Below are 21,519 nucleotides of genomic sequence, written 5' to 3' on the forward strand. Positions count from 1 at the left end.
AAGAACAGAACCCGTTTTGACTTTTACTAAAAAAACCCTCCTTTCCTTAGCTGCCGCCACCATCGGCGTCCTTTCCATCAATGCCGCCGTCGCCGACAGCGTGGTCCGAGTCGAAAAACTGCATCCTTCTGCCAACCGCAGTTACAAAGTTGCCGGCAAACGCTACACGCCGCTGACCAAAGTTTCCTATTTCAGCCAAACCGGCAAAGCCTCATGGTACGGTAGCCAATTCCACGGCCGTAAAACTTCCAGTGGCGAGCGTTACAATATGAACGCCCTCTCCGCCGCCCACAAAACCCTCCCTATTCCCAGCTACGCACGCGTGACCAATATGCAAAACGGCAAAAGCGTCATCGTCCGCGTCAACGACCGCGGCCCTTTCCATGGCAACCGCGTCATCGATGTTTCCAAAGCCGCCGCCCAACAATTGGGTTTCATCAACCAAGGCACAGCCAACGTCAAAGTTGAACAAATCATCCCCGGCCAAACCGCCGCTCAAACCATTATTACCCCAAACAACAAAGAATTTTTTGTTGATTTGAAATCCTTCGGTACCGAACGCGAAGCGCAAGCCTATTTGAACCAAACCGCACAAAGCCTGCCATCCGACAGCAAAATCACGCTTGAAAAACGCAACTACGAATACGTTGTCAAAATGGGTCCGTTCAGCAGCCAAGAACGTGCCGCCGAAGCAGGCGAACGCGCCCGTCATCTGAACCTGGCATCCGCCATCTGATTTCGTCCGCGTTACCGCTGAAGTTTGATACAATACAAGGCCGTCTGAAACCCGATTGCAAGGTTTCAGACGGCCTTTTTTAATCACAGGGGAACACCATGATCAGCAGGCTCACAGGAAAATTGATTGAGAAAAATCCGCCGCAGGTCGTTATCGACGTCAACGGCGTCGGTTATGAAGCCGACGTTTCCATGCAGACTTTCTACAACCTGCCCTCCGTTGGCGAAACCGTCCATCTCTACACCCAGCTTGTTGTCCGCGAAGACGCACATTTGCTGTTTGGTTTCGCCTCAGCCGAGGAACGCGCCACCTTCCGCCAACTGGTCAAAGTCAGCGGCATCGGTGCCAAAACCGCATTGGGCATTTTGTCGGCCATGAATGCCGACGAGCTGGCGCAAGCCATCGCCGAAGAAGACGTCAAACGCCTCTCCTCCGCCCCCGGCATCGGCAAGAAAACTGCCGAACGCATGGTGTTGGAACTGCGCGGCAAACTCGTATCTCATACCGTTTCAGACGGCCTTTTTGCGCCTGATGCCATTGCCGACGAAAGCCAAGACATCATCAACACCCTGCTTGCCCTCGGTTATAACGAACGCGAAGCCAAAGCCGCCACCAAAGGCATTCCCAAAGGCACGGAAGTCGGCGAAGGCGTACGCCTGGCCTTGAAAAACCTGCTCAAATAAGGCCGTCTGAAACATGAAGGCATTGGCCCTGAGCATCACCCTCTTTCTCAGTGCGTGCGTCTATACTGAGACTCCGTATGGGCGCACCGCCGTCTTGGACCTGCCCGTCCACTCGCAAACCACCGTCAACAAAACCGTGACCATCAACGCCCCGCCCGGGACGACCGTCATCTATCAAGACAGCGAACCCGTCCGCAATTACCCGGCCTATCCCATTTATCCCCGCCGGGTTTATCGTTATCGATAAACAACGCTGACCGTTTGAAACCATATATTCAGACAGCCTGTTGAAAGACCAACCATGAAATACATCCTTCCCCTGCTTTTACTCCTGAGCGCCTGCACACCGGACACTAAGACCACGGATGCCGCATCCGCCCCCAAAACACACGGCTTTGCACACCGCCTGACCGAAGGCGAAAAACTACTGACCCAAGCCCTCATCAAACAAGACCTCGCCGCCTACTTCAAACACGAAACCGGCGGCGCATTTGCCGAACAAGCCCCCTTATTCTCGGCCCAACAACTTGCCGAACAGAAAAACATCCCCAAAAACGATGCCATCGGCGTTTACGGCAAAATCATCAAAACCCAAGGCCGCACCGCCTGGCTGCAAACCGACAAGCAAACCCTCAAACTCGATTTGGCCGAACCGCTGCAAGAAGCGGAAGGCGAAGTTACCCTTGTCTGCCAACACGAAAACACCGCATTCCAAGACTGCCAAACAGAAGAAAACTTCGCCCGACGCTTTACCGAACAAATCTTCTCGGCGGTCGAGTCCGGACGCGTATCCGCCCAAACAGACGCACCGGCCGAAGAAATCATGGCCGGCCGCCTCATCCCGTTTTTAAGTGCCGCCAGCGACTTTACCGGTAACTTCAAAGCCTGCGCCACCACCATGACCGAATACTGCACCAGCCGCCTGGCACGCGAAATGCCCGAATCCGCAGTCCGCAAAAAAGCACAGGAATTGGGTTTGACCGAAATAGCATTTAAAAAGAAAAAATAAATATTTAGGCCGTCTGAACCCTATGGCGGCTGTGTTATAATCCGCACCTCATACAGGTCGGACAGACAGTCGCCGCGTATCGCGTAAGGCATACGGGGAGGAAAGTCCGGGCTCCACAGAGCAGAATGCCGGCTAACGGCCGGGCGCGGCAACGCGACGGAAAGTGGAACAGAAAGCAATACCGCCGATGATTGCCTTCGGGCAAAACAGGTAAGGGTGAAAAGGTGCGGTAAGAGCGCACCGTGCATTTGGTAACAAAGCGCAGCAGGCTAAACCCCATTCGGAGCAAGACCAAACAGAACGCGATGACGCTGCTCGCCGAGCGTTCGGGTAGGTTGCTTGAGCACACCAGCAATGATGTGCCTAGAGGAATGACTGTCCGCGACAGAACCCGGCTTACCGTCCGAGCTGTATGTCCCCATACCGCGGCAGGTTTTAAAAACCTGCCGCATTTTTATAGAAATAAAAAGGCCGTCTGAAACCTCAATCTTGGTTTCAGACGGCCTTTTTTTAAACCGCTGTTTATGGACGGTATTCCGGTTTCATGCCGTTAGGCAGAAGCTGCCATACATAGCCGGTGGTTTTCATTTTGCCGGCCACTTCGCCTGCTTCGTCGCCATAGCCCCAGAAATAATCCACACGGACCGCGCCTTTAATCGCGCTGCCGGTGTCTTGCGCCATAATCAGGCGGTTGAGGGCTTTTTTGGTGGTCGGGTGGGCAGTGGCGACAAATAATGGTGCGCCAAGCGTGATGTAGTGACGGTCGATGGCACCGGCGTATTCGCCCATCAACGGCGTACCCAATGCACCCACCGGGCCGGAATCACTGCTGCCGGTCAGTTCGCGGAAGAAGATGTAGCTGGGATTTTGTCCCAAAACTTCGGCGAGGCGGCCGGGGTTTTGTTTCATGTAGGCTTTGATGCCCTGCATGCTGGTTTGTGCGAGGGGGAGGTAGCCTTTGTCTGCCATGTAGCGTCCAATGGAGACGTAGGGGTGTTCGTTTTTGTCGGCGAATCCGACGCGGATGTATTTGCCGGACGGGGTTTTCAGACGACCTGAACCTTGGATGTGCATGAAGAAGAGTTCGACGGGGTCTTCTGCGTAACCGAGGATGGGGGCTTTACCGTTGAGCGCGCCGCCGTTGATTTGGTTGCGGGTGTAGTAAGGAACGAAACGGCTGCCTTCAAAACGGCCTTTCAGCGCAGTGCTGCGTGCTGTAATCGGGAATCTGGACAAGTCGGCCGTATATGTGCCGCTGTTGTCGATGACGCCGCTGTTTGGGCCGGTTTGGCGGATGCGGACGGTGGCTTTGCTGCCCCTCAAGTTTGCAGCCAATGGAACGGAAACAAAATCGTTCGGAATGCCGTAAATAGGGAAACGGGATTGGCTCGTGGATTTGTCGTCGCCGTGCAGGACCGGTTCGTAATAGCCGGTAATGGTGCCGGCAGGATTGCCGCCGTTATCGACGCGCCATGCGGTGAAATAGCGTTCAAAGAAGTGTTTGGCTTGGAAATGGTGCGCCGGCGTTTGCATGGCTTGGATACAAACGTCCTGCCAGCCTTGGCGGTTTTTAAGTTTTTCACAGCCTAAGCGGAAAGACTGCAGGCTTTTGGCGAAGTGTTGGGTGCTCCAGTGCGGCAGTTCGTTGTAGGAAACAACGGTGTAGTTTGCTCCTCCCCCGCTCACTGTCGTACCGATAGGGTCAGGCGTACCGGCAGGGCGGTCAGGGCCTTTGATAACGCTGGTGTCGGTTTCGGGAAGATTTTTAATGCTTTTGCTCGGACAGGCGGCAAGAATGGCCGCGGCAATGCTGACGAGCGTAATGCGGTACAGGTGTTTTTTCATGGAATCAATAACGTGTCGAAAGGCCGTCTGAAAAATAGCTTTCAGACGGCCTATGTTGGAAAGTGCTGATTTTAACACAAAAAAGCCATTTATCGGCGCGGCGGTAATTGGACGACAACCGTATCGGCCAGCATATCGTAGAGCGTGCGGCGGTCGCGTTTGACGGAGAAGAGCATGATGAAGTTGATGAAAGTCATAAGCAGAGAAACCAAATCTCCACCTGTTTCATTTACTGCCAACATTACTGCAATGACTATAATACCGACAATAAATGACCAAGCCACTTCGCGTATCAAAACCGTACCACCAAAACCCGGATTGCTCCCGTCACTTTTTAACACCCGTATGCCCATAATTTTTTTACCTAAAGACTGACCGTCCCGGCTCATGTAATACAGTTGGAAGATACCAAAAACCAAATAGACAGCCAAAGAAATAAAAAATGTTATGACAGCATATTCAGGGGTATTAGAAAGAGAAGATTCCGAAACCAATTCTTCGCTTTCATCAAAAGTGAAAACTACCATCACAATGAATGGTACCCATATCAAAACATTAAATAAATAATTCAACAAATATGCCGTAACCCTCGCCCCCGGCGAAGCAATATGGACATCTACTATTTCCGTTTTAGACAAATCCGACAAATTGATTTCGCTCATTTCATCTTCCTCTGTGCTATTTTAATGAGATGCAATTTCATTGCCATCTTAACCTATTTTTCCATCATTCTAAAAAATTTCGATAAAAACCTTTACATTTTCCGCAGACGGCGTTAAAACATTTGTTTTCCCCTTTTTTATAGTGGGTTAACAAAAATCTGAACAAAGTGGCAGGCGATGCCGTTCCGGTTTTTGTTAATGCACTATAAAACTTATCAGGATTTTCTTCTCAAGGAGTAGCACATGAAAGTAGGTTTTGTCGGCTGGCGCGGTATGGTCGGCTCTGTTTTGATGCAGCGTATGAAAGAAGAAAACGACTTCGCCCACATTCCCGAAGCGTTTTTCTTTACCACTTCCAATGTCGGCGGCGCTGCCCCTGATTTCGGTCAGGCAGCCAAAACATTGTTGGATGCCAACGATGTTGCCGAATTGGCAAAAATGGACATCATCGTTACCTGTCAGGGTGGCGATTACACCAAATCCGTCTTCCAACCCCTGCGCGACAGCGGCTGGAACGGCTACTGGGTTGACGCGGCTTCTTCCCTGCGCATGAAAGACGATGCGATTATCGTCCTCGACCCTGTCAACCGCAACGTCATCGACAACGGCCTCAAAAACGGCGTGAAAAACTACATCGGCGGCAACTGTACCGTTTCCCTGATGCTGATGGCTTTGGGCGGTTTGTTCCAAAACGATTTGGTCGAGTGGGCAACCAGCATGACCTATCAAGCCGCTTCCGGCGCGGGTGCGAAAAACATGCGCGAACTCATCAGCGGTATGGGTGCGATTCACGCCAAAGTGGCAGACGAGCTTGCCGATCCTTCCAGCGCGATTCTCGACATCGACCGCAAAGTGTCCGATTTCCTGCGTAGCGAAGACTATCCGAAAGCCAACTTCGGCGTACCGCTCGCCGGCAGCCTGATTCCGTGGATTGACGTGGACTTGGGCAACGGCCAGTCCAAAGAAGAATGGAAGGGCGGCGTGGAAACCAACAAAATCCTCGGCCGCAGCGACAATCCGACCGTAATCGACGGCTTGTGCGTGCGCATCGGCTCTATGCGCTGCCACAGCCAAGCCCTCACCCTGAAGCTGAAAAAAGACCTGCCTGTTTCTGAAATCGAAGCCATCTTGGCAGGTGCAAACAACTGGGTGAAAGTCATCCCTAACGAAAAAGAAGCCAGCATCCACGAGCTGACTCCTGCCAAAGTTACCGGTACGCTGTCTGTTCCTGTCGGCCGTATCCGCAAACTGGAGATGGGCGGCGAATACATCAGCGCGTTCACCGTCGGCGACCAACTCTTGTGGGGTGCTGCCGAGCCGTTGCGCCGCGTATTGCGCATTATCTTGGGCAGCCTGTAATTTAGGTTGGCATGAAAAAAGCAACGGTTTGAGCCGTTGCTTTTTTGTTACGAAAAGGCCGTCTGAACCTTTCAGACGGCCTTGTTACCTATTCTTTCTTACCGGCCAAACCGATTTCTTTGGTAGAGTCACCAACTTTGATTTGCGCTTTACCGGCAATTTCTTCAGCCTGCGGGCCGAAGAGTTTCAAATCATAACGGCCGTTTTCGATACCGTTCAAACTGGTTTTACCGCTGATGGCGGCTTTGCCATTGTTATTGGCAATACCTGCGGCAATCAGGTCGACATTATTGTGGGAAGCCATGCTGCTGATTTTGCCGTAACCTTGTTTTTTATCGAAATCGACGGTGTATTTCAGACGGCCGCTGCGGTCGTCGCCGTTAAACGCGATACCTGAATACTGATAGCTGCCTTGTTTGGGCAAATTGCGGTAAGCGGTTTCATCGCCTTGGACTTCGCCGACGGTAAATGTGTATGTATCGAGGTTTTGCAGCTTGCCTGCATCATCGGCTTTTTGTTTGGCGTAACGCGCGGCAACAGTAGAATAATTTTGTTTATACACTTGGAAGTCGCCTGTTTCCAAAGTGATGACTTGGCCGTTTACCTTGATTTTTTGGGCGTAGTCGTAAGAGGATACTTTATCGGTTTTCAAAAAGCCGGTATCGAGTTTGTCGCCCTTTTTCAGGGTTTGCGTTTTACCGTTGGCCGTCAGCTCCAACGTACCGTTTTCAGGGACGGATTCGTTCAATTCAACGGACAGCACGCCTTTCGGATGCGGATTGAGCGGTTCGGTCACGGCATTCGACAAACCGCTTGTTGCGCCGCCGCAGGCAGCCAGCATCAAAGACAGGGAAGCAGTTAAAGCAGAAATACGGAGGGTTCTCATCATTTTTTCCTTTCCTTTTTTATTTGGTATGATATTTATCATATACCTAGAAAAATAAACAATAAATGATTTTTGTCAAAATTAAGCATTTTAAATATCTATTTCATAAATATTGAAACATTTTTAGAATATCGGGCATTCAGTCCTTCCCGCCTCCCTTCCGCTATAATCATTTTATTTTGCAAACGGATTTCATCATGCCGAAAATCACCCTTATCGCCGCCTACGCCGCCCGCCGCTGTATCGGCATCAACAACACCATGCCTTGGCATTTGCCCGAGGATTTTGCCTTTTTCAAATCCTACACCACCGGCAAACCCGTCATTATGGGCCGCAAAACATGGGAATCGCTGCCGCGCAAACCGCTGCCCGGCCGTCAAAATATCGTCATCACCCGCCAAGATTATCAGGCCGAAGGTGCGCAAACGGCGGCTTCTTTGGAAGATGCGCTGGCTTTGTGTCAGGGGGCTGAAGAAGTCATCATCATGGGCGGCGCGCAAATTTATGCACAAGCCCTGCCGATTGCCACCGATTTGCGTTTGACCGAAGTCGGTTTGGATGTGGACGGTGATGCGTTTTTTCCTGAGTTTTCCACAGAAATATGGCAAGAAGCCTCTCGGGAAAACCATGTTTCCGCCAAAGGCATCGAATACGCGTTTGTGCATTATGTGAAGGTATAATCCGACAACGCAAAGGCCGTCTGAAACCCTGTTTTTCAGGTTTCAGACGGCCTTTTTTTATCTCGTTTGTTTACGGCATGCTGTTTAAGCCGTTTTGTTTTTCAAAGGCAACTTGATATGCGGTTTGGCCGGCTTGGGCGCTTCCTTCAGTCCAAGTTCGATTTGCTGCTCTTCGCTCAACAAATTGCTCCAGTCGCCTTTTTTATACCAGTCGCGGCCGTCCAACTCGATAGGATGTTGGATGCGCTCGCAACCGTTGCCGCATTGCAAATCGTCTTCTTTGCAGTATTTGTCGCAACCCCAGCAGATACGCTCGGGATTTTTCGGAAAAATGGGAAATTTCTTGGCCATGATGTTCTTCTTTTGTTTGTGTGCGGTACGGGCAGAATTATAAGTGATTTGAATGGGGCTGGCGGCGGGTTTATCGTGTTTTACGCTGATTTTTTAAGATGTGTTAACCTTTCAGACGGCCTATACTGTAAAAACTATCCCTATGCGGTACAACAAGAGGAGCCAATATGAACATATGCCGTCTGAAGCCTGAATTTGTTGAGCCTTTAGCCCTCGCACTGTTTGAGGAATGGCACGATTTTGCGCCATGGTCGTCTCTGGATAAAATCCGTGCGTACTATGCGCAGTGCCTCGATGGGGATAACTTGCCGCTGGCGTTTGCGGCTGTGGATAAGGAAGGGAGGCTGATGGGTTCAGCGGCATTGAAGCGGTTTGATATGGCGTGTTTTCCTGAATACGAATATTGGTTGGGCGATGTGTTCGTTTTGCCGCAATTTCGCGGTTTGGGCGTGGGCAGGCAGCTGGTTTCGTTTTGTCTGGATAAAGCACGCGAACTGGGTTTGCCGCATCTGTTTCTCTATACACCGGATGTGCAGGCCGTGTATGAAAAGTTCGGCTGGAAAGAAATCATGCAGACTTGGCACAACGGGGAAACCGTATCCGTCATGAAATTGGATTTATAGCTTGAAATAAATAAAAGGCCGTCTGAACATTTGGTTTCAGACGGCCTTTTTTAATTATCCACAACTACCCTATCCGTTTAAACGGCGGTAAACAGGCCAATAATTGCTGGCCGTAGCGTTGCGTTTTGACGCGGTTGTCGAGGATGGTGACGCGGCCGTAATCCTGTTCGGTACGGATAAGGCGGCCGACGGCTTGGATTAATTTGATGCTGGCTTCAGGCACCGTAATTTCGATAAAAGGATTGCCGCCGCGTTGTTCAATCCAACGGTTTTGGGTTTTCTCGATGGGATTGTCCGGCATGGCAAACGGTAGCTTGGCAATAATGACTTGCACGCAGGCCGTGCCGGGCAGGTCGAGGCCTTCGGCAAAACTGTCGAGGCCGAAAATAATGCTGGCTTTGCCTTCGGCAATGGCTTGATGGTGCCTTTGTAAAAGAACAGCCTTGGGCAACTCGCCCTGCACAAGCAGAAGCGGCAAATATTCGTCAGGCAGTCGTAAGGCGACATCCTGCATTTGCTTGCGCGAGGAAAACAACACCAGCGTGCCGATGGCTTCAACCGGCGAAACCAGCTTCGGCAACCATTCGACAATGGCGGCCGTATGCGCATCAGGGTCTTTGGGGCTGGCATGAACCGGCGGAATATACAGCTCGCCTTGCGTATCGAAATTAAACGGGCTTTCCAAAGCAAGCGTGGTAGTTTCGGGCAACCATAATAGGCCGGTTTGGCGCAAAATCAGGTTGAAGCTGCCGAGCGATTGCAGGGTGGCCGAAGTCAACACCGCGCCCGCCGCGCGCCGCCACAGGCTGTTGGCAAGGTGGGATGCGCTGCTGATGGGGCTGGCGTTGAAAATGTAGTCGTTTTTGTCGTCGGCACGGCGGGTTATCCATTTCGCCAACGGCTCTTCGCCTTCAATGGGAACGGTGGAGAGTAAATCCCAAACCGCACTGATTTGTTCGATACGGGCAATAAAAAGGCCGAACTCGCTGGTCAGGCGGTCGAGGAGCGCGCCGTCCTGCTCTTTTTCGCGGCGCGCGGCAGAAAGCGCATCGTTCAAGCCGACAACGTGCTTGAGCAGGCTGCGTGCAGCAATGGCCGTATTGGAAACTGTGGTTTCCAGGCCTTCGGGAATTTTGCCGTCTTCCCACAGCCAAGTCGGTTCGTTGTGTTTCCGCCTATCGTTTTCAGACGACCCCAAACTTAAAGACGGCTCTTCCGCCAAATGGAACTGCCATTCATGCAGGCTGTCGAGCAAAGATGTAGCAGCTTCGTCGGCGAGGTTGGCAAGTTCGGCTTTATCGGTAAGCGCGGCAATTTTGCCGGTAAGCTGCGGCAATTTTTCCAGCATCCAAACGGCAATATTCCATGAATGTTCGGCGGCAAAACGGCTGAGGGCTTTTTTGGGCAGGTGGTGCGCTTCGTCTATGCAATAGAAACTGTTTTCGGGCGCAGGCAGAATCACGCCGCCCCCCATGCTGATGTCGGCAAGCAGAAGATCATGGTTGGCAACGACGACATCGACGGTTTCCAAGACATCGCGCGCCAGGTAAAACGGACATTCCGCACGGTTGGGACAGGCGGATTTCAGGCAGCCGTGGCGGTCGTTGGTAACTTTGAGCCAAATCGCGTCATCGATTTTTTCCGGCCAAGCGTCGCGGTCACCATTAAAACGGCGGGCAGAAAATTCATCGGCAATGTTGCGCAGCAGGTTCAATTCTTCCGGCTTGGGTTTGCTGTCCCACAACACTTCCGTCGCTTCAAAACCAAGCAGGTTTTGCTGGGCGTTGTTTTGCGTCAGTTGATAGAGTTTGTAAGGGCAAAGATAACGGCCGCGCCCTTTGGCAAGCGCAAAGGTCAGCTCCAAACCGCTTTTTTCGACCAGAAACGGCAAATCGCGGTCAACCAACTGCTCCTGCAAGGCCACCGTCGCGCTGCTGACAATCAACCGTTTGCCGCGTGTTTGCGCCATAATGCCGCCGGCCAAAAGGTAGGCCAATGATTTACCCACGCCGGTCGGCCCTTCGATCACGGCAATGCTCTCGCCCTCGCGTTTGGGCGCTTCTTCGCCTTCTTCACGCGTCAACGTCCGCGAAAAAGCGTTGGCAATCGCCGCAATCATTTCCCGCTGCGAAGCACGCGGACGGAAACCGGGCAGGTTTTTGCCGATGTTTTGGTAATGGTCGCGGATGGCGTTTTTTTCTAAATCGGTGAGCATGGTGTTTTGTACGGCGGTAGAAGTGGGCTTATTTTAACATTGCACGGAAGCGGTACAATATCGTTGTCGGAATAGGGGAAGGTAAACCGTGTGGACGTGGTTGGTTTTTTGGTTGCAGCGTTTGAAATACCCGTTGTTGCTTTGGATTGCGGATATGCTGCTGTACCGGTTGTTGGGCGGTGCGGAAATCGAATGCAGCCGTTGCCCTGTGCCGCCAATGACGGATTGGCAGCATTTTTTGCTGGCGATGGGAACGGTGTCGGCTTGGGTGGCGGTGATTTGGGCATATCTGATTATTGAAAGTGAAAAAAGCGGAAGATATTGAGTCATTCGGACACAATGCCGTCTGAAACGGAAGTTCAGACGGCATTTGTTTTAGGTTGCCGTACCGCTTAGGGAATACCGGCGACAGGATAGGCGGGACGGCTGCGATGGCCTCTAAGGTAACGGGTTCTTTGACGATTCAGGTACTGTTCGATCAGCTGCCAATCAATCACTTGATCCAGCTTCAATAGTGGGAAGCGGTCGATGTGTTTGGCAATCATGGCTTGGGCGGTTTGCTGGAAGAAAGTGGTCATGAGAAATCCCCTAAATGTCTTGGTGGGGATTTAGGGGATTTTGCAAAGGTCTCAGGTTGGCGTTCAGACGGTGTTTCTATTAAAAACGTACCTCAAGTTTGAAACGCATTGCAAAAAACACCGCTGTATATCCGTTCAAACAGCACTTTTTTGATGAAAAATCAATATAGTAAATCATTGCATGGCGTGTTTTACCTTGCCTTCTATGATAAAATACACGCATTTTTTGCAGAGCAGTTGTTTCAACTCATCATAAATATGAACAAAAAACCCACCTACATCAGTTTATTTAGCAGTGCAGGCGTTGGTTGCTATGGTTTTAAAACCAATGGTTTTGAATGCGTAGCAACCAACGAACTTTTAGAAAAACGCCTAAAAATCCAAAAATATAATCAAAAATGCCGCTTTGATTCAGGTTATATTGCTGGCGATATTACCCTGCCTGAAACCCAAGCCAAACTGTTTGCCGAAATTCGACGCTGGAATACTGAAATTGATGTTGTGATTGCCACACCACCTTGCCAAGGAATGTCGGTTGCCAACCATAAAAAAAATAATGAAATGGCAAGAAATTCTTTGGTCGTGGAATCAATCAAAATCGTTCGGGAAGTTCAGCCCAAATTTTTTATTTTTGAAAACGTCAAAGCCTTTTTAAATACACCCTGCACCGATACCGATCATCAAGAAAAGCCGATTGAGGAAGCCATTTGGTCAAATTTGGGCGGACATTACAACATTCTATCCAACGTACTAAATTTTAAAGATTATGGTGCAAATTCCAGTCGTACCAGAACGCTGGTGATTGGCGTGCGAAAAGATATTCATCACATTACGCCGTACGATATTTTCCCCAAGCAAACACCGCCAAAAACCTTGCGTACATTGCTGGCTGACCTGCCGCCTTTAATGCAAATGGGCGAAATTAGCGATGATGATATTTACCATAGCTATCGCGAATTTGATCGCCGTATGTTGCCGTGGATTGCACAGCTTAAAGAAGGCGAGTCAGCTTTCCAAAATACTGATCCTGCACGCATTCCCCATCAAATTAAAAATGGTGAAATTATCTACAATCAAAACAAAAATGGAGACAAATACGCCCGTTGGTTTTTAGATCGTGAGGGTCCGTGCATCCATACCCGTAATGACATTTTAGCCAGCCAAAACACCATCCACCCCACTGAAAACCGTGTATTTTCCGTACGTGAACTCATGCGTATGATGTCAATTCCGCCATCATTTAAATGGACGGCACAAGATGAAAAACAGCTTAATGCACTGTCATTTGATGAGAAAAAAACCTTTTTGAAAAAAGAAGAGCTGAATATCCGCCATTGTATCGGTGAATCTGTGCCAACCGCTGTTTTGGCCAATGTCGCACAAAACATTCAGGCAGCCTTGCAACAGTCCGAACTGTCAATGACGGAAATTCAAAATTTAATCAAACGAGAAAATTTATCCCTTGCCGATAATCTCTACCGATTTATTGAGCAACATTTTGACGCATATCCATTCAGTCGGCTTTTGCAAATTGCTGAATACGCTAATGCTGCCCGTAGCGAAACGGCTGCTTATTTTACCCGTATTGATATTGCTTTCGGACTGGTTAATGCTCTTCCTGATTTCAAAAAGAAAAAAAACTTACGGATTTTAGAACCCTCTGTCGGCATTGGTAATTTCATTCCACTACTGGCAAAAAAATATGCAGACAAAGAAAAAGTTATTTTTGATTTGGTGGATATTGACTCAAACAGTTTAAATCTCCTGTCATTGCTGCTGAAAAAATTAAATTTAGGCAGTAAATTTGAGTTCAATATTATTCATCAGGATTTTTTAACCGCAACGCTGCCTGAAAACTATGATCTAGTCATCGGCAATCCACCATACGGCAAAGTTAAGGCAAGTGATAAAAATTTGGCACTATACCGTAAAAATGCTACCAATAAAGATACGCAAAATATTTTTTCATTTTTTATTGATAAGGCTCTGACGCTCAGTAAAACCGTGGCTTTGGTTGTTCCCAAAAGTGTGATTAACGCCCCCGAGTTTCAAATAACCCGACAACAACTTATCACAGCCAATATCAACCGCATTATTGATTACGGCGAGAAAGCATTTAAAGGCGTAAAAATAGAGACGATTGCCTTTATTGCCGATCAAACCGACAAAGACAATCAACATATTACGATAGAAAGCCATATCCAAGAAACGTTGATACAAAACTGTAAAAACTATTTTTTTTCTGATAATTTCCCTTATTGGTTGATTTATCGTAATAGTGAATTTGATCAAATTGCACAAAAATTGGAATTTAATGTATTTCAATCATTCCGAGATCGCCAAATTACCAAATCGCATACACAGAATAGTGGCAATGTTCGGGTTTTAAAATCCCGTAATATCGGTAACAACGAGATTATTGATATTGAGGGCTATGATAGTTATGTGGATTCAGTTGCCCCTTTTTCTGTCGGCAAATTTATTAACCGTAAAAATGTCGTGATGATTCCCAATCTGACTTACAAACCTCGGGCAGCATTTTTGCCTGAAAACAGTATTGCTGATGGCTCGGTTGCCCTACTGACAATGAAAAAACACGGAAAAATCCTAACCCAACGAGATCTCGCATACTATGCAACTCCCGAATTTGAGCAGTTTTACCGTGTTGCCCGTAATTATGGTTCTCGTTCAATGAATATAGACAATCATTCCGTGTTTTTTTTCGGATTGCTAAAAGATTAGAGGAGTAAAAAATGAATATGGAAAATTATTTTTCTAACTTAAATTTAGATATCAGAACACATAAACTCGGCACATTTACCGATCAAAAAGTAACCCCGGATGTATTATGTGCCGTAGCAGAATGTATCAGCGAATATGTTGAAAAGATTGGAGAAATATTTAGCATTAACGATATTCGTTATTCAGATTATGCCGAATATATCGCCACCGCCGTATTTAAAAAACCATCCATTGAAAATGCCGGTAGCGAATACAATAAATTTTTTTCACAACCGATTAAAATGCTGAGCTATTGTGGCGTATTAAGCGAAGAAAAGTTTTCTAGATACTATCGGTACGGCGTACAGAATAATAAAATCCTGCAATATATTGCCAATCGTGAAAGAAATGCCCTAAATTTCATCCAAGCATTTAGTGAAAAATTATTAAAAGACAGTGGTATTTATCCAAAATTTGCCGATTTTTTTGCCCAGCCTAATAAAAATACGTTTGAAAGTATGAAAACGGCGTTTACCGATCTTGTTATCCAAAACACACCCAAAAATACCGAAGTAGAAGTTCGCCGTATTTTTACCAAAATCATTAATCCATTGGCTTATAAACATAATACTTTTGGCACAAGAAAAGGGAGTATTTCCAATACCCCCATTACATTAGACGAGCTTTATTACAATCGCCTAAACTGGCGAGATAAAGGCAAAGAAAAATCGCTCACTCGCAAAGAAGCTCAAGCTCTATTTGCCGATAGTGCAAATGCCGCAAATTTGAATTATTTAGTTAATAAAGCCAAAAAATTTGTCAAAACGCTACACAAAACCAGCGAAGTTCAACGTTTTGATCCCACAGAAGCCAATCAGGCACATCATATTTTTATGGCAAGCGAATTTCCTGATTTAGCATCGCTGCCTGAAAATCTGATTTGCCTGACACCAAACCAGCATTTCAATTTGGCTCACCTAAGCAATAAAACCGCCGTTATTGACAAACATTACCAGCGTATTTGCCTGATGGCGAAATTGGACAGTATTGAGCAAGATAACCGTGCTAATACAGGCAATTACGATTACCATGAATTTATTCATGTACTCAATACAGGATTTAATACAGATCAGTTTGATGTTTCTATGAGTTACGAAACATTGAAGCATCGTATTTTAATGTTTGATTTTTAAATAAATATTTTAAAAATAAAAAACACGAATCTCATGAAGCAGATTCGTGTTTTAAATTAGAATTTACATATTCGCACCAGCATCAAATTCTGCATGAAATTGAGACGGAATATTTGCTTTTATTGTTGAAAGATTTTGTTTTCCACCAGAAACAAAACCTAACTGAGATAGCATTTCAAAAAGCTCATTACAATTTAGCCTATATGCAATATTACCTACGCCTGCCGTAAATTTAAATCCTAGTGGCACAAAAATATTTTGTGCTTTACTTGAGAAAAACTGTATACGTCCCTCATCACCCCAAGCACCTTGCACACTATTTTTTTCAAAAACCAAATTTACATCATTAGGATGATTTGCCAAATAGCCGATAAACTTGTAAAGGTCCTTTTCATCACAATTGATTTGATGATTTCGACCTAATGTAATATTCATTAATTATCTCCTTAATAAATTAATTTTAATGATATATTCCCCAAGATTTTCATCTTATCAGTATCTATTGCTGAATTATAAGAATTGAAACTCCTATGTCAACGTCCGACCAAAAAATTCTCCGAGCTTGTCGCTGATTTGGTTGACATATTCAGGTTGAGACCTTTGCAAAGTACCTCTCTTCACCTTTTCGCTGACAGTCGAAACCCAAACACAGGTTTTCGGCTGTTTTCGCCACAAATCACTCCTAATTCTACCTAAATACCCCCTTAATCCTCCCCGGATACCTGATAATCAGGCATCCAAGGGGGATTAGGGTAGAATCAGTGGATATTTGAAACAAAAACAGCCGAAAACCTGTGTTTGGGGTTTCGGCTGTTGGAAGGAAAGGAATTTTGCAAAGGTCTCATGCTGTTTTCCTAATACATTGATGTTTGAATCGCTATATAATAATTATTATCAACTAACGCGTATATTTTAAATCCTTTATTCTGATTTAGATTTTATAAATTGATATTTTATTTCTGATAGGAATTTTATGAACCCACTCCATATTGTCGTCCTCGACCGCGATACCCTCGTCAACCGCCCGTTTGATTTCGATTTTCCACATACATTGAGCAGCTACGGCACAACCGAAGCGCACGAAACGCTGGAGCGCATCCGCGGCGCAGACATTGTGATTACCAATAAAGTCGTGATTTCCGCCCAAGCATTTGCCAAAAATCCACAACTCAAGCTGGTTGCCGTTACCGCGACAGGCGTCAATAATGTGGACGTTGAAGCTGCCAAACAAAACGGCACAGCAGTGTGCAATATCCGCGCTTACGGCAATGAATCCGTGGCGGAACACGCGTTTATGATGATGATTACCCTGATGCGCAACCTGCCTGCCTACCAGCGCGACGTTGCGGCAGGCTTGTGGGAAAACTCGCCGTTTTTCTGCCATCTCGGCGCCCCGATGCGCGATTTAAACGGCAAAACGCTGGCGATTTTCGGACGCGGCAATATCGGTAAAACGCTGGCAACTTATGCTCAGGCTTTCAAAATGAATGTCGTGTTCGCCGAACATAAAAATGCCCAAAGCATCCGAGATGGCTATGTTTCCTTTGACGAAGCCATCCGCTCCGCCGATGTCGTGTCGCTTAATTGCCCGCTCACGCCGCAAACGGCCAATATGATAGGCGAAGCCGAATTGCAGCAAATGAAACCCGGCGCCATCCTCATCAACTGCGGACGCGGCGGCTTGGTTGATGAAGCCGCTTTGGTTGCAGCGTTGAAATACGGCCAAATCGGCGGGGCAGGTTTTGACGTATTGACACAAGAGCCGCCACGCGACGGCAACCCTCTGCTGAAAGCCCGACTGCCCAACCTCATCGTCACGCCACATATTGCATGGGCAAGCCAAGAGGCCGCCAACCGTCTGTTTGACATCCTTTTGGACAACATCAACCGCTTCGTGGCCGGCAATCCGCAAAATCTAGTTTAATCTATGGAAAACCTGTTGATAAGGTTGTGAACAATTTTAAAGGCCGTCTGAAATATTCAGACGGCCTTTATTAATATTTATTTATTTCATAAAGTTATCTATCAAATACTTTAAACCTTTTCATTCTTCATTGTGGATAACCCTATAAAAAGGCCGTCTGAAATACTCAGACGGCCTTTTGTTTGCTCTGGCAAATTAGATATCGTATGTGGTTGAAGCGGTATCGCCGCCCTTGCCTGTCCAGTTGGTATGGAAGAATTCGCCGCGCGGTTTGTCGGTACGCTCGTAAGTGTGTGCGCCGAAGTAGTCGCGTTGCGCTTGCAGCAGGTTGGCCGGCAGACGCTCGGAAGTGTAGCCGTCAAGGAAGGTAATGGCGGAAGCCATGCAAGGCATCGGAATACCGCACTCAATCGCTTTGGCCACCACTTTACGCCATGCAGGCAGACAGGTTTCCAATACGCCTTTGAAATAAGGATCGGAACCCAAGAATACCAAATCAGGATTGGCTTCGTATGCGTCGCGGATATTGCCCAAGAAGGCGCTGCGGATGATGCAGCCTTCGCGCCACAAGAGGGCAGTATTGCCGTAATTCAATGCCCAATCGTTATTTTCGCTAGCTTCGCGGATCAGCATAAAGCCTTGTGCATAAGAAATGATTTTGGATGCCAACAAGGCTTGGCGCAAAGCATCCACCCATGCGGCTTTGTCGCCTTCAATTGGGGTAATGGTTTTACCAAACAGGCTGTTTGCTTGGGCGCGTTGGTCTTTAAACGCAGACACGCAACGTGCAAACACGGCTTCGGAAATCAGGGTCAACGGGATACCCAAATCGAGGGCATTGATGCCGGTCCATTTACCTGTGCCCTTTTGACCTGCGGTATCAAGGATTTTTTCGACCAAAGGTTCACCGTTTTCATCTCTGTAACCCAAAATCGCGGCGGTAATTTCAACCAAATAAGAATCCAGTTCGGTTTTGTTCCACTCGTTGAAGATTTGGTGCATTTCGTCATAAGACAGGCCCAAACCGTCTTTCATGAATTGGTACGCTTCACAAATCAGCTGCATATCGCCGTATTCGATGCCGTTGTGCACCATTTTGACGAAGTGGCCCGCACCGTCACGGCCGACCCAGTCGCAGCAAGGCTCGCCTTGAGGCGTTTTGGCGGAGATGGCTTGGAAAATCGGCTTAACGGCAGGCCATGCGGCTTCATCGCCGCCGGGCATGATAGAAGGGCCGTGACGCGCACCTTCTTCGCCGCCGGATACGCCGGCACCGATAAAGCGGATGCCTTTTGCGGCTAGCTCATGTGTACGGCGGGTGGAATCAGGATAGTTGGCATTACCGCCGTCAATAATGATGTCGCCTTCGTCCAAAAGCGGAACGAGTTGCTCGATAAAATCGTCAACAACAGAACCAGCGCGAACCATCATCATGATTTTGCGCGGTTTTTCTAATTTATCAACCAGATCTTGCAGTGAATATGCGCCGATAATATTGGTATTTTTGGCTGCGCCGTTTAAAAAATCATCTACTTTGCTGGTCGTACGGTTGAATGCGACAACTTTAAAACCGTTGTCGTTCATGTTGAGAATCAGGTTCTGCCCCATCACGGCAAGGCCGATAACGCCAATGTCGCCTTTCATTTGGTGAAACTCCATTATTAATTAAATTTATCAAGCGTAACTCTAGCTGATTTACAACTTTTTAACAATCCTTAACTTTTTAATTTTTTGAAAAGATGCCTTTACGTTTCAGATGGCCTTTGCCTTTGGGAAAACAAACTATAAATTAGATTTTAAATAATAAATAGAAGATGATATTGAGTGCTGCCCCAGCGTGTTGATAAGTTTTATTACAAAATTTTTTCAAATACTTAGCTGATATTTTTTGATGAGGATAAAGTATGGTCAGCCTTGTTTGCAGATGTGGATAAATTTTTCCTTCTGCTTCATTCTGTGGGTAATTTTTTGCCTGTGCACAATCTTAGCTTGTTTTATACTTCTCCAATTGGAACTGATTGACTAGAGAAATAGTCAAATGGTTTTTTATTTCAAGCTATTTTCATATTTCCTTTTATTTAAGCCGGGAAAAGGCCGTCTGAAAATATTTCAATAAGGGTGTGTATATGAAGTTTTCCTTTAGTATTAATCTGTTATCCGTTTTGATTTTGGCCGCTTGTGCGCAACAGCCGGTTAAAAAGCCTCAAGTTGCCCTGCCCGCTGTATCTGTGGATAACCATGCGCCGGAGCAAGGGACGGGGCTGACGGAGCAGAAATTGATCCGCGCCAAACATTTTATGGCGGCGTCTGCCAATCCGTTGGCGACCGAAGCGGGTTACGAGATTTTGAAACGCGGCGGTAGCGCGATAGATGCGATGATTGCCATGCAGACAACTTTGGGATTGGTTGAGCCGCAATCTTCCGGATTGGGCGGTGGCGCGTTTTTAGTGTATTGGGACAATAAGGCGAAAAAGCTGACGACGTTTGATGCCCGTGAAACAGCGCCGAAAGCGGCAACACCGGAACTTTTCTTGGATGAAAACGGCAAACCGATGGGCTTTATGAAAGCGGTGGTCGGCGGCCGTTCGGTCGGTGTGCCGGGGATTCCGAAGCTGCTGGAAGATGTCCATAAGCGTTACGGCAAATTGCCGTGGGCAAGCCTGTTTGAGAAACCGATTACTTTGGCGGAACAAGGTTTTGCCGTTTCACCGCGCATGGCGAAATCCATCGAGCAAAATTTGGAGCCTTTGAAACGTTATCCGCAAACCGCCGCGTATTTCCTGCCCGACGGCAAGCCTTTGGCAGCGGGAACGGTGTTGAAAAACCCTGAATTTGCCCGCTCCGTACGCCTGTTGGCGGAAAAAGGCAGCGCGCCGTTTTATCAGGGGGCGCAGGCGCAGAATATTGTCCGTGCCGTTACCGGCGCTGTGGATAACCCCGGCAAAATCAGTATGGCGGATTTGAAAAACTACCGCGTTATCGAGCGCGAACCGGTTTGCGCGCCGTATCGCGAATATGAAGTCTGCGGCATGGGCGCGCCAAGTTCCGGCGCGATTGCTTTGGGCGAGATTTTAGGCGTCTTGCAAAATCAGGATATGAAGGCGTTGGGGTCGGAAAATATCCACAGTTGGCGCTGGATAGGCGATGCGTCGCGGATTGCTTTTGCCGACCGTGATTATTATGTCGGCGATCCTGCGTTTGTGAACGTTCCGACCCGAGCCATGATTTCTCAGGCTTATTTGAAACCGCGTGCCGAAGAAATCCGCAAAGCTGACAAGGCGTTGGAAAACATTCAGGCGGGCAAGTTTGGTAAGAAATACGCGCAGGGTATGGCGATCGAGCTGCCGTCTACCAGCCATTTGGTGGTTGTGGATAAAGACGGCAACGTCGTGTCAATGACGACTTCGATTGAAAATGCGTTCGGTTCGGGGCTGATGGCAAACGGCTATCTGCTCAACAATGAATTGACCGATTTTGCTTTCAATCCTGTCGGAGAAGACGGTAAAACGGTGGCAAACAGCGTGGCAGGCGGCAAACGGCCGCGTTCTTCGATGGCGCCGACCATTGTGATGAAAGACGGAAAACCTTATATGGCGGTCGGTTCGCCCGGCGGCAGCCGTATTATCGGTTTCGTCGCCAAAACGCTGGTGGCGCATATCGACTGGGGTATGGACATTCAGACGGCAATTTCACTGCCGAATATGCTCAATCGTGGCAGCCAGTATGAAATCGAGGAAAAAACTGCAGCGGCGGACAAAGCGGCAGCGTTGGAACAACTGGGCTACAAAGTCCAAATCCGCGATTTGAATTCCGGCGTACAAGGGATTGTAATTGGCAAAGACGGTTTGCTCGGCGGCGCCGACCCGCGTCGTGAAGGCAAAGTCATGGGCGATTGATATTGTCGGTTTGACATGCAAAGGCCGTCTGAAACCTAGTTGTTCAGACGGTCTTTTAGTTTGGGAAAATATATGGATAAGATGTGTATAAGAATAATGTTAAATTTTAATATTTTTATTTTTCAATAAGATAAAAGGGATGAATATGTGGATAATTA

At 47.7% G+C, this 21,519-nt stretch carries 19 protein-coding genes, 1 other RNA gene and 1 pseudogene; 13 read left to right on the forward strand and 8 right to left on the reverse strand.

Going from position 1 to position 21,519, the window contains the following annotated elements; all coding sequences use genetic code 11:
• Nucleotides 1-16 precede the first annotated feature (16 nt).
• The 5 genes from HMPREF2700_RS10400 (at nt 17) to rnpB (ending at nt 2,843) form a co-directional block, all read left to right on the forward strand.
• The gene (locus tag HMPREF2700_RS10400) at nt 17-736 is read left to right on the forward strand and encodes a septal ring lytic transglycosylase RlpA family protein (RefSeq protein WP_070591944.1); all 720 of its coding nucleotides are present in this window, start codon (nt 17-19) and stop codon (nt 734-736) included.
• 98 nt (nt 737-834) lie between these two features.
• On the forward strand, nt 835-1,419 hold the full coding sequence (gene ruvA / locus HMPREF2700_RS10405; protein WP_070591945.1) for a Holliday junction branch migration protein RuvA: 585 nt from the start codon (nt 835-837) through the stop codon (nt 1,417-1,419).
• 13 nt (nt 1,420-1,432) lie between these two features.
• Entirely contained in the window at nt 1,433-1,666 is a 234-nt protein-coding gene (locus tag HMPREF2700_RS11565; protein WP_083303990.1) for a methionine-binding protein, read from the forward strand.
• 54 nt (nt 1,667-1,720) lie between these two features.
• Complete coding sequence (locus HMPREF2700_RS10415; protein WP_049322988.1) at nt 1,721-2,428, forward strand: hypothetical protein; 708 nt, start codon at nt 1,721-1,723, stop codon at nt 2,426-2,428.
• Between the two features lie 53 nt (nt 2,429-2,481).
• An RNA gene (gene rnpB, locus HMPREF2700_RS10420) (RNase P RNA component class A) lies at nt 2,482-2,843 on the forward strand.
• A 107-nt stretch (nt 2,844-2,950) separates the two neighbouring features.
• Here the strand turns inward: rnpB and HMPREF2700_RS10425 are convergent.
• Nucleotides 2,951-4,273 (reverse strand): murein transglycosylase A, encoded by a 1,323-nt coding sequence (locus HMPREF2700_RS10425; RefSeq protein ID WP_070591949.1) that lies wholly within the window; start codon nt 4,271-4,273, stop codon nt 2,951-2,953.
• An 89-nt stretch (nt 4,274-4,362) separates the two neighbouring features.
• Nucleotides 4,363-4,935, reverse strand: a complete 573-nt coding sequence (locus tag HMPREF2700_RS10430) for an RDD family protein (protein ID WP_070591950.1) — start codon at nt 4,933-4,935, stop codon at nt 4,363-4,365.
• A 243-nt stretch (nt 4,936-5,178) separates the two neighbouring features.
• Here HMPREF2700_RS10430 and asd point away from each other — a divergent pair, with 243 nt between their 5' ends.
• The gene (asd, locus tag HMPREF2700_RS10435) at nt 5,179-6,294 is read left to right on the forward strand and encodes an aspartate-semialdehyde dehydrogenase (RefSeq protein WP_070591953.1); all 1,116 of its coding nucleotides are present in this window, start codon (nt 5,179-5,181) and stop codon (nt 6,292-6,294) included.
• An 88-nt stretch (nt 6,295-6,382) separates the two neighbouring features.
• On the opposite strand, the gene HMPREF2700_RS10440 is transcribed toward asd, so the two are convergent.
• Nucleotides 6,383-7,180, reverse strand: coding sequence for a factor H-binding protein (locus HMPREF2700_RS10440; protein ID WP_070591955.1), 798 nt, complete (start codon nt 7,178-7,180; stop codon nt 6,383-6,385).
• Nucleotides 7,181-7,377: 197 nt separating this feature from the next.
• On the opposite strand from HMPREF2700_RS10440, the gene HMPREF2700_RS10445 reads away from it, so the two are divergent.
• A complete protein-coding gene (locus HMPREF2700_RS10445) occupies nt 7,378-7,860 on the forward strand; it encodes a dihydrofolate reductase (protein ID WP_070591957.1) in 483 nt (160 codons plus the stop codon).
• 84 nt (nt 7,861-7,944) lie between these two features.
• Here HMPREF2700_RS10445 and HMPREF2700_RS10450 read toward each other — a convergent pair whose 3' ends face one another.
• Complete coding sequence (locus HMPREF2700_RS10450) at nt 7,945-8,211, reverse strand: DUF3079 domain-containing protein (RefSeq protein ID WP_003686685.1); 267 nt, start codon at nt 8,209-8,211, stop codon at nt 7,945-7,947.
• 167 nt (nt 8,212-8,378) lie between these two features.
• Between HMPREF2700_RS10450 and HMPREF2700_RS10455 the strand changes: the two genes are divergently transcribed.
• Nucleotides 8,379-8,834: a GNAT family N-acetyltransferase gene (locus HMPREF2700_RS10455; RefSeq protein WP_070591959.1), complete on the forward strand. Its 456-nt coding sequence runs from the start codon at nt 8,379-8,381 to the stop codon at nt 8,832-8,834.
• Between the two features lie 64 nt (nt 8,835-8,898).
• On the opposite strand, the gene dinG is transcribed toward HMPREF2700_RS10455, so the two are convergent.
• Nucleotides 8,899-11,049, reverse strand: coding sequence for an ATP-dependent DNA helicase DinG (dinG, locus tag HMPREF2700_RS10460; protein WP_070591960.1), 2,151 nt, complete (start codon nt 11,047-11,049; stop codon nt 8,899-8,901).
• An 88-nt stretch (nt 11,050-11,137) separates the two neighbouring features.
• On the opposite strand from dinG, the gene HMPREF2700_RS11850 reads away from it, so the two are divergent.
• The gene (locus HMPREF2700_RS11850; RefSeq protein ID WP_168162746.1) at nt 11,138-11,374 is read left to right on the forward strand and encodes a hypothetical protein; all 237 of its coding nucleotides are present in this window, start codon (nt 11,138-11,140) and stop codon (nt 11,372-11,374) included.
• An 82-nt stretch (nt 11,375-11,456) separates the two neighbouring features.
• On the opposite strand, the pseudogene HMPREF2700_RS10470 reads toward HMPREF2700_RS11850, so the two are convergent.
• Nucleotides 11,457-11,627, reverse strand: a pseudogene (locus HMPREF2700_RS10470) (IS5/IS1182 family transposase); the annotation flags it as partial.
• A gap of 153 nt (nt 11,628-11,780) precedes the next feature.
• Here HMPREF2700_RS10470 and dcm point away from each other — a divergent pair.
• Complete coding sequence (gene dcm / locus HMPREF2700_RS10475; protein ID WP_083303991.1) at nt 11,781-14,369, forward strand: DNA (cytosine-5-)-methyltransferase; 2,589 nt, start codon at nt 11,781-11,783, stop codon at nt 14,367-14,369.
• 11 nt (nt 14,370-14,380) lie between these two features.
• Nucleotides 14,381-15,541 carry a restriction endonuclease gene (locus HMPREF2700_RS10480; RefSeq protein ID WP_070591963.1) on the forward strand — a complete coding sequence of 387 codons (1,161 nt, stop codon included), beginning with the start codon at nt 14,381-14,383 and terminating at the stop codon, nt 15,539-15,541.
• A 63-nt stretch (nt 15,542-15,604) separates the two neighbouring features.
• Here HMPREF2700_RS10480 and HMPREF2700_RS10485 read toward each other — a convergent pair whose 3' ends face one another.
• Nucleotides 15,605-15,976 carry a hypothetical protein gene (locus HMPREF2700_RS10485; protein ID WP_002215695.1) on the reverse strand — a complete coding sequence of 124 codons (372 nt, stop codon included), beginning with the start codon at nt 15,974-15,976 and terminating at the stop codon, nt 15,605-15,607.
• A 538-nt stretch (nt 15,977-16,514) separates the two neighbouring features.
• On the opposite strand from HMPREF2700_RS10485, the gene HMPREF2700_RS10490 reads away from it, so the two are divergent.
• Nucleotides 16,515-17,465 (forward strand): D-2-hydroxyacid dehydrogenase, encoded by a 951-nt coding sequence (locus HMPREF2700_RS10490; protein ID WP_070591964.1) that lies wholly within the window; start codon nt 16,515-16,517, stop codon nt 17,463-17,465.
• A gap of 195 nt (nt 17,466-17,660) precedes the next feature.
• Here HMPREF2700_RS10490 and gnd read toward each other — a convergent pair whose 3' ends face one another.
• Nucleotides 17,661-19,109: a decarboxylating NADP(+)-dependent phosphogluconate dehydrogenase gene (gene gnd / locus HMPREF2700_RS10495; RefSeq protein ID WP_070591966.1), complete on the reverse strand. Its 1,449-nt coding sequence runs from the start codon at nt 19,107-19,109 to the stop codon at nt 17,661-17,663.
• A gap of 482 nt (nt 19,110-19,591) precedes the next feature.
• On the opposite strand from gnd, the gene ggt reads away from it, so the two are divergent.
• The gene (ggt, locus tag HMPREF2700_RS10500; RefSeq protein WP_070591967.1) at nt 19,592-21,361 is read left to right on the forward strand and encodes a gamma-glutamyltransferase; all 1,770 of its coding nucleotides are present in this window, start codon (nt 19,592-19,594) and stop codon (nt 21,359-21,361) included.
• Nucleotides 21,362-21,519: the final 158 nt, after the last annotated feature.

It is taken from the genome of Neisseria sp. HMSC068C04, assembly GCF_001810105.1.
GTDB classification, from domain to species: Bacteria; Pseudomonadota; Gammaproteobacteria; order Burkholderiales; family Neisseriaceae; genus Neisseria; species Neisseria flavescens_B.

Coding starts and splice junctions, on each gene's coding strand:
- ggt (WP_070591967.1), top strand. CDS start 19,592: ATGAAGTTTTCCTTTAGTATTAATCTGTTATCCGTTTTGATTTTGGCC.
- HMPREF2700_RS10490 (WP_070591964.1), top strand. CDS start 16,515: ATGAACCCACTCCATATTGTCGTCCTCGACCGCGATACCCTCGTCAAC.
- asd (WP_070591953.1), top strand. CDS start 5,179: ATGAAAGTAGGTTTTGTCGGCTGGCGCGGTATGGTCGGCTCTGTTTTG.
- HMPREF2700_RS10430 (WP_070591950.1), bottom strand. CDS start 4,935: ATGAGCGAAATCAATTTGTCGGATTTGTCTAAAACGGAAATAGTAGAT.
- HMPREF2700_RS10445 (WP_070591957.1), top strand. CDS start 7,378: ATGCCGAAAATCACCCTTATCGCCGCCTACGCCGCCCGCCGCTGTATC.
- HMPREF2700_RS10440 (WP_070591955.1), bottom strand. CDS start 7,180: ATGAGAACCCTCCGTATTTCTGCTTTAACTGCTTCCCTGTCTTTGATG.
- ruvA (WP_070591945.1), top strand. CDS start 835: ATGATCAGCAGGCTCACAGGAAAATTGATTGAGAAAAATCCGCCGCAG.
- dcm (WP_083303991.1), top strand. CDS start 11,781: ATGAAAAATCAATATAGTAAATCATTGCATGGCGTGTTTTACCTTGCC.
- HMPREF2700_RS10415 (WP_049322988.1), top strand. CDS start 1,721: ATGAAATACATCCTTCCCCTGCTTTTACTCCTGAGCGCCTGCACACCG.
- HMPREF2700_RS10455 (WP_070591959.1), top strand. CDS start 8,379: ATGAACATATGCCGTCTGAAGCCTGAATTTGTTGAGCCTTTAGCCCTC.
- gnd (WP_070591966.1), bottom strand. CDS start 19,109: ATGAAAGGCGACATTGGCGTTATCGGCCTTGCCGTGATGGGGCAGAAC.
- dinG (WP_070591960.1), bottom strand. CDS start 11,049: ATGCTCACCGATTTAGAAAAAAACGCCATCCGCGACCATTACCAAAAC.
- HMPREF2700_RS10450 (WP_003686685.1), bottom strand. CDS start 8,211: ATGGCCAAGAAATTTCCCATTTTTCCGAAAAATCCCGAGCGTATCTGC.
- HMPREF2700_RS11565 (WP_083303990.1), top strand. CDS start 1,433: ATGAAGGCATTGGCCCTGAGCATCACCCTCTTTCTCAGTGCGTGCGTC.
- HMPREF2700_RS10480 (WP_070591963.1), top strand. CDS start 14,381: ATGAATATGGAAAATTATTTTTCTAACTTAAATTTAGATATCAGAACA.
- HMPREF2700_RS10425 (WP_070591949.1), bottom strand. CDS start 4,273: ATGAAAAAACACCTGTACCGCATTACGCTCGTCAGCATTGCCGCGGCC.
- HMPREF2700_RS10485 (WP_002215695.1), bottom strand. CDS start 15,976: ATGAATATTACATTAGGTCGAAATCATCAAATCAATTGTGATGAAAAG.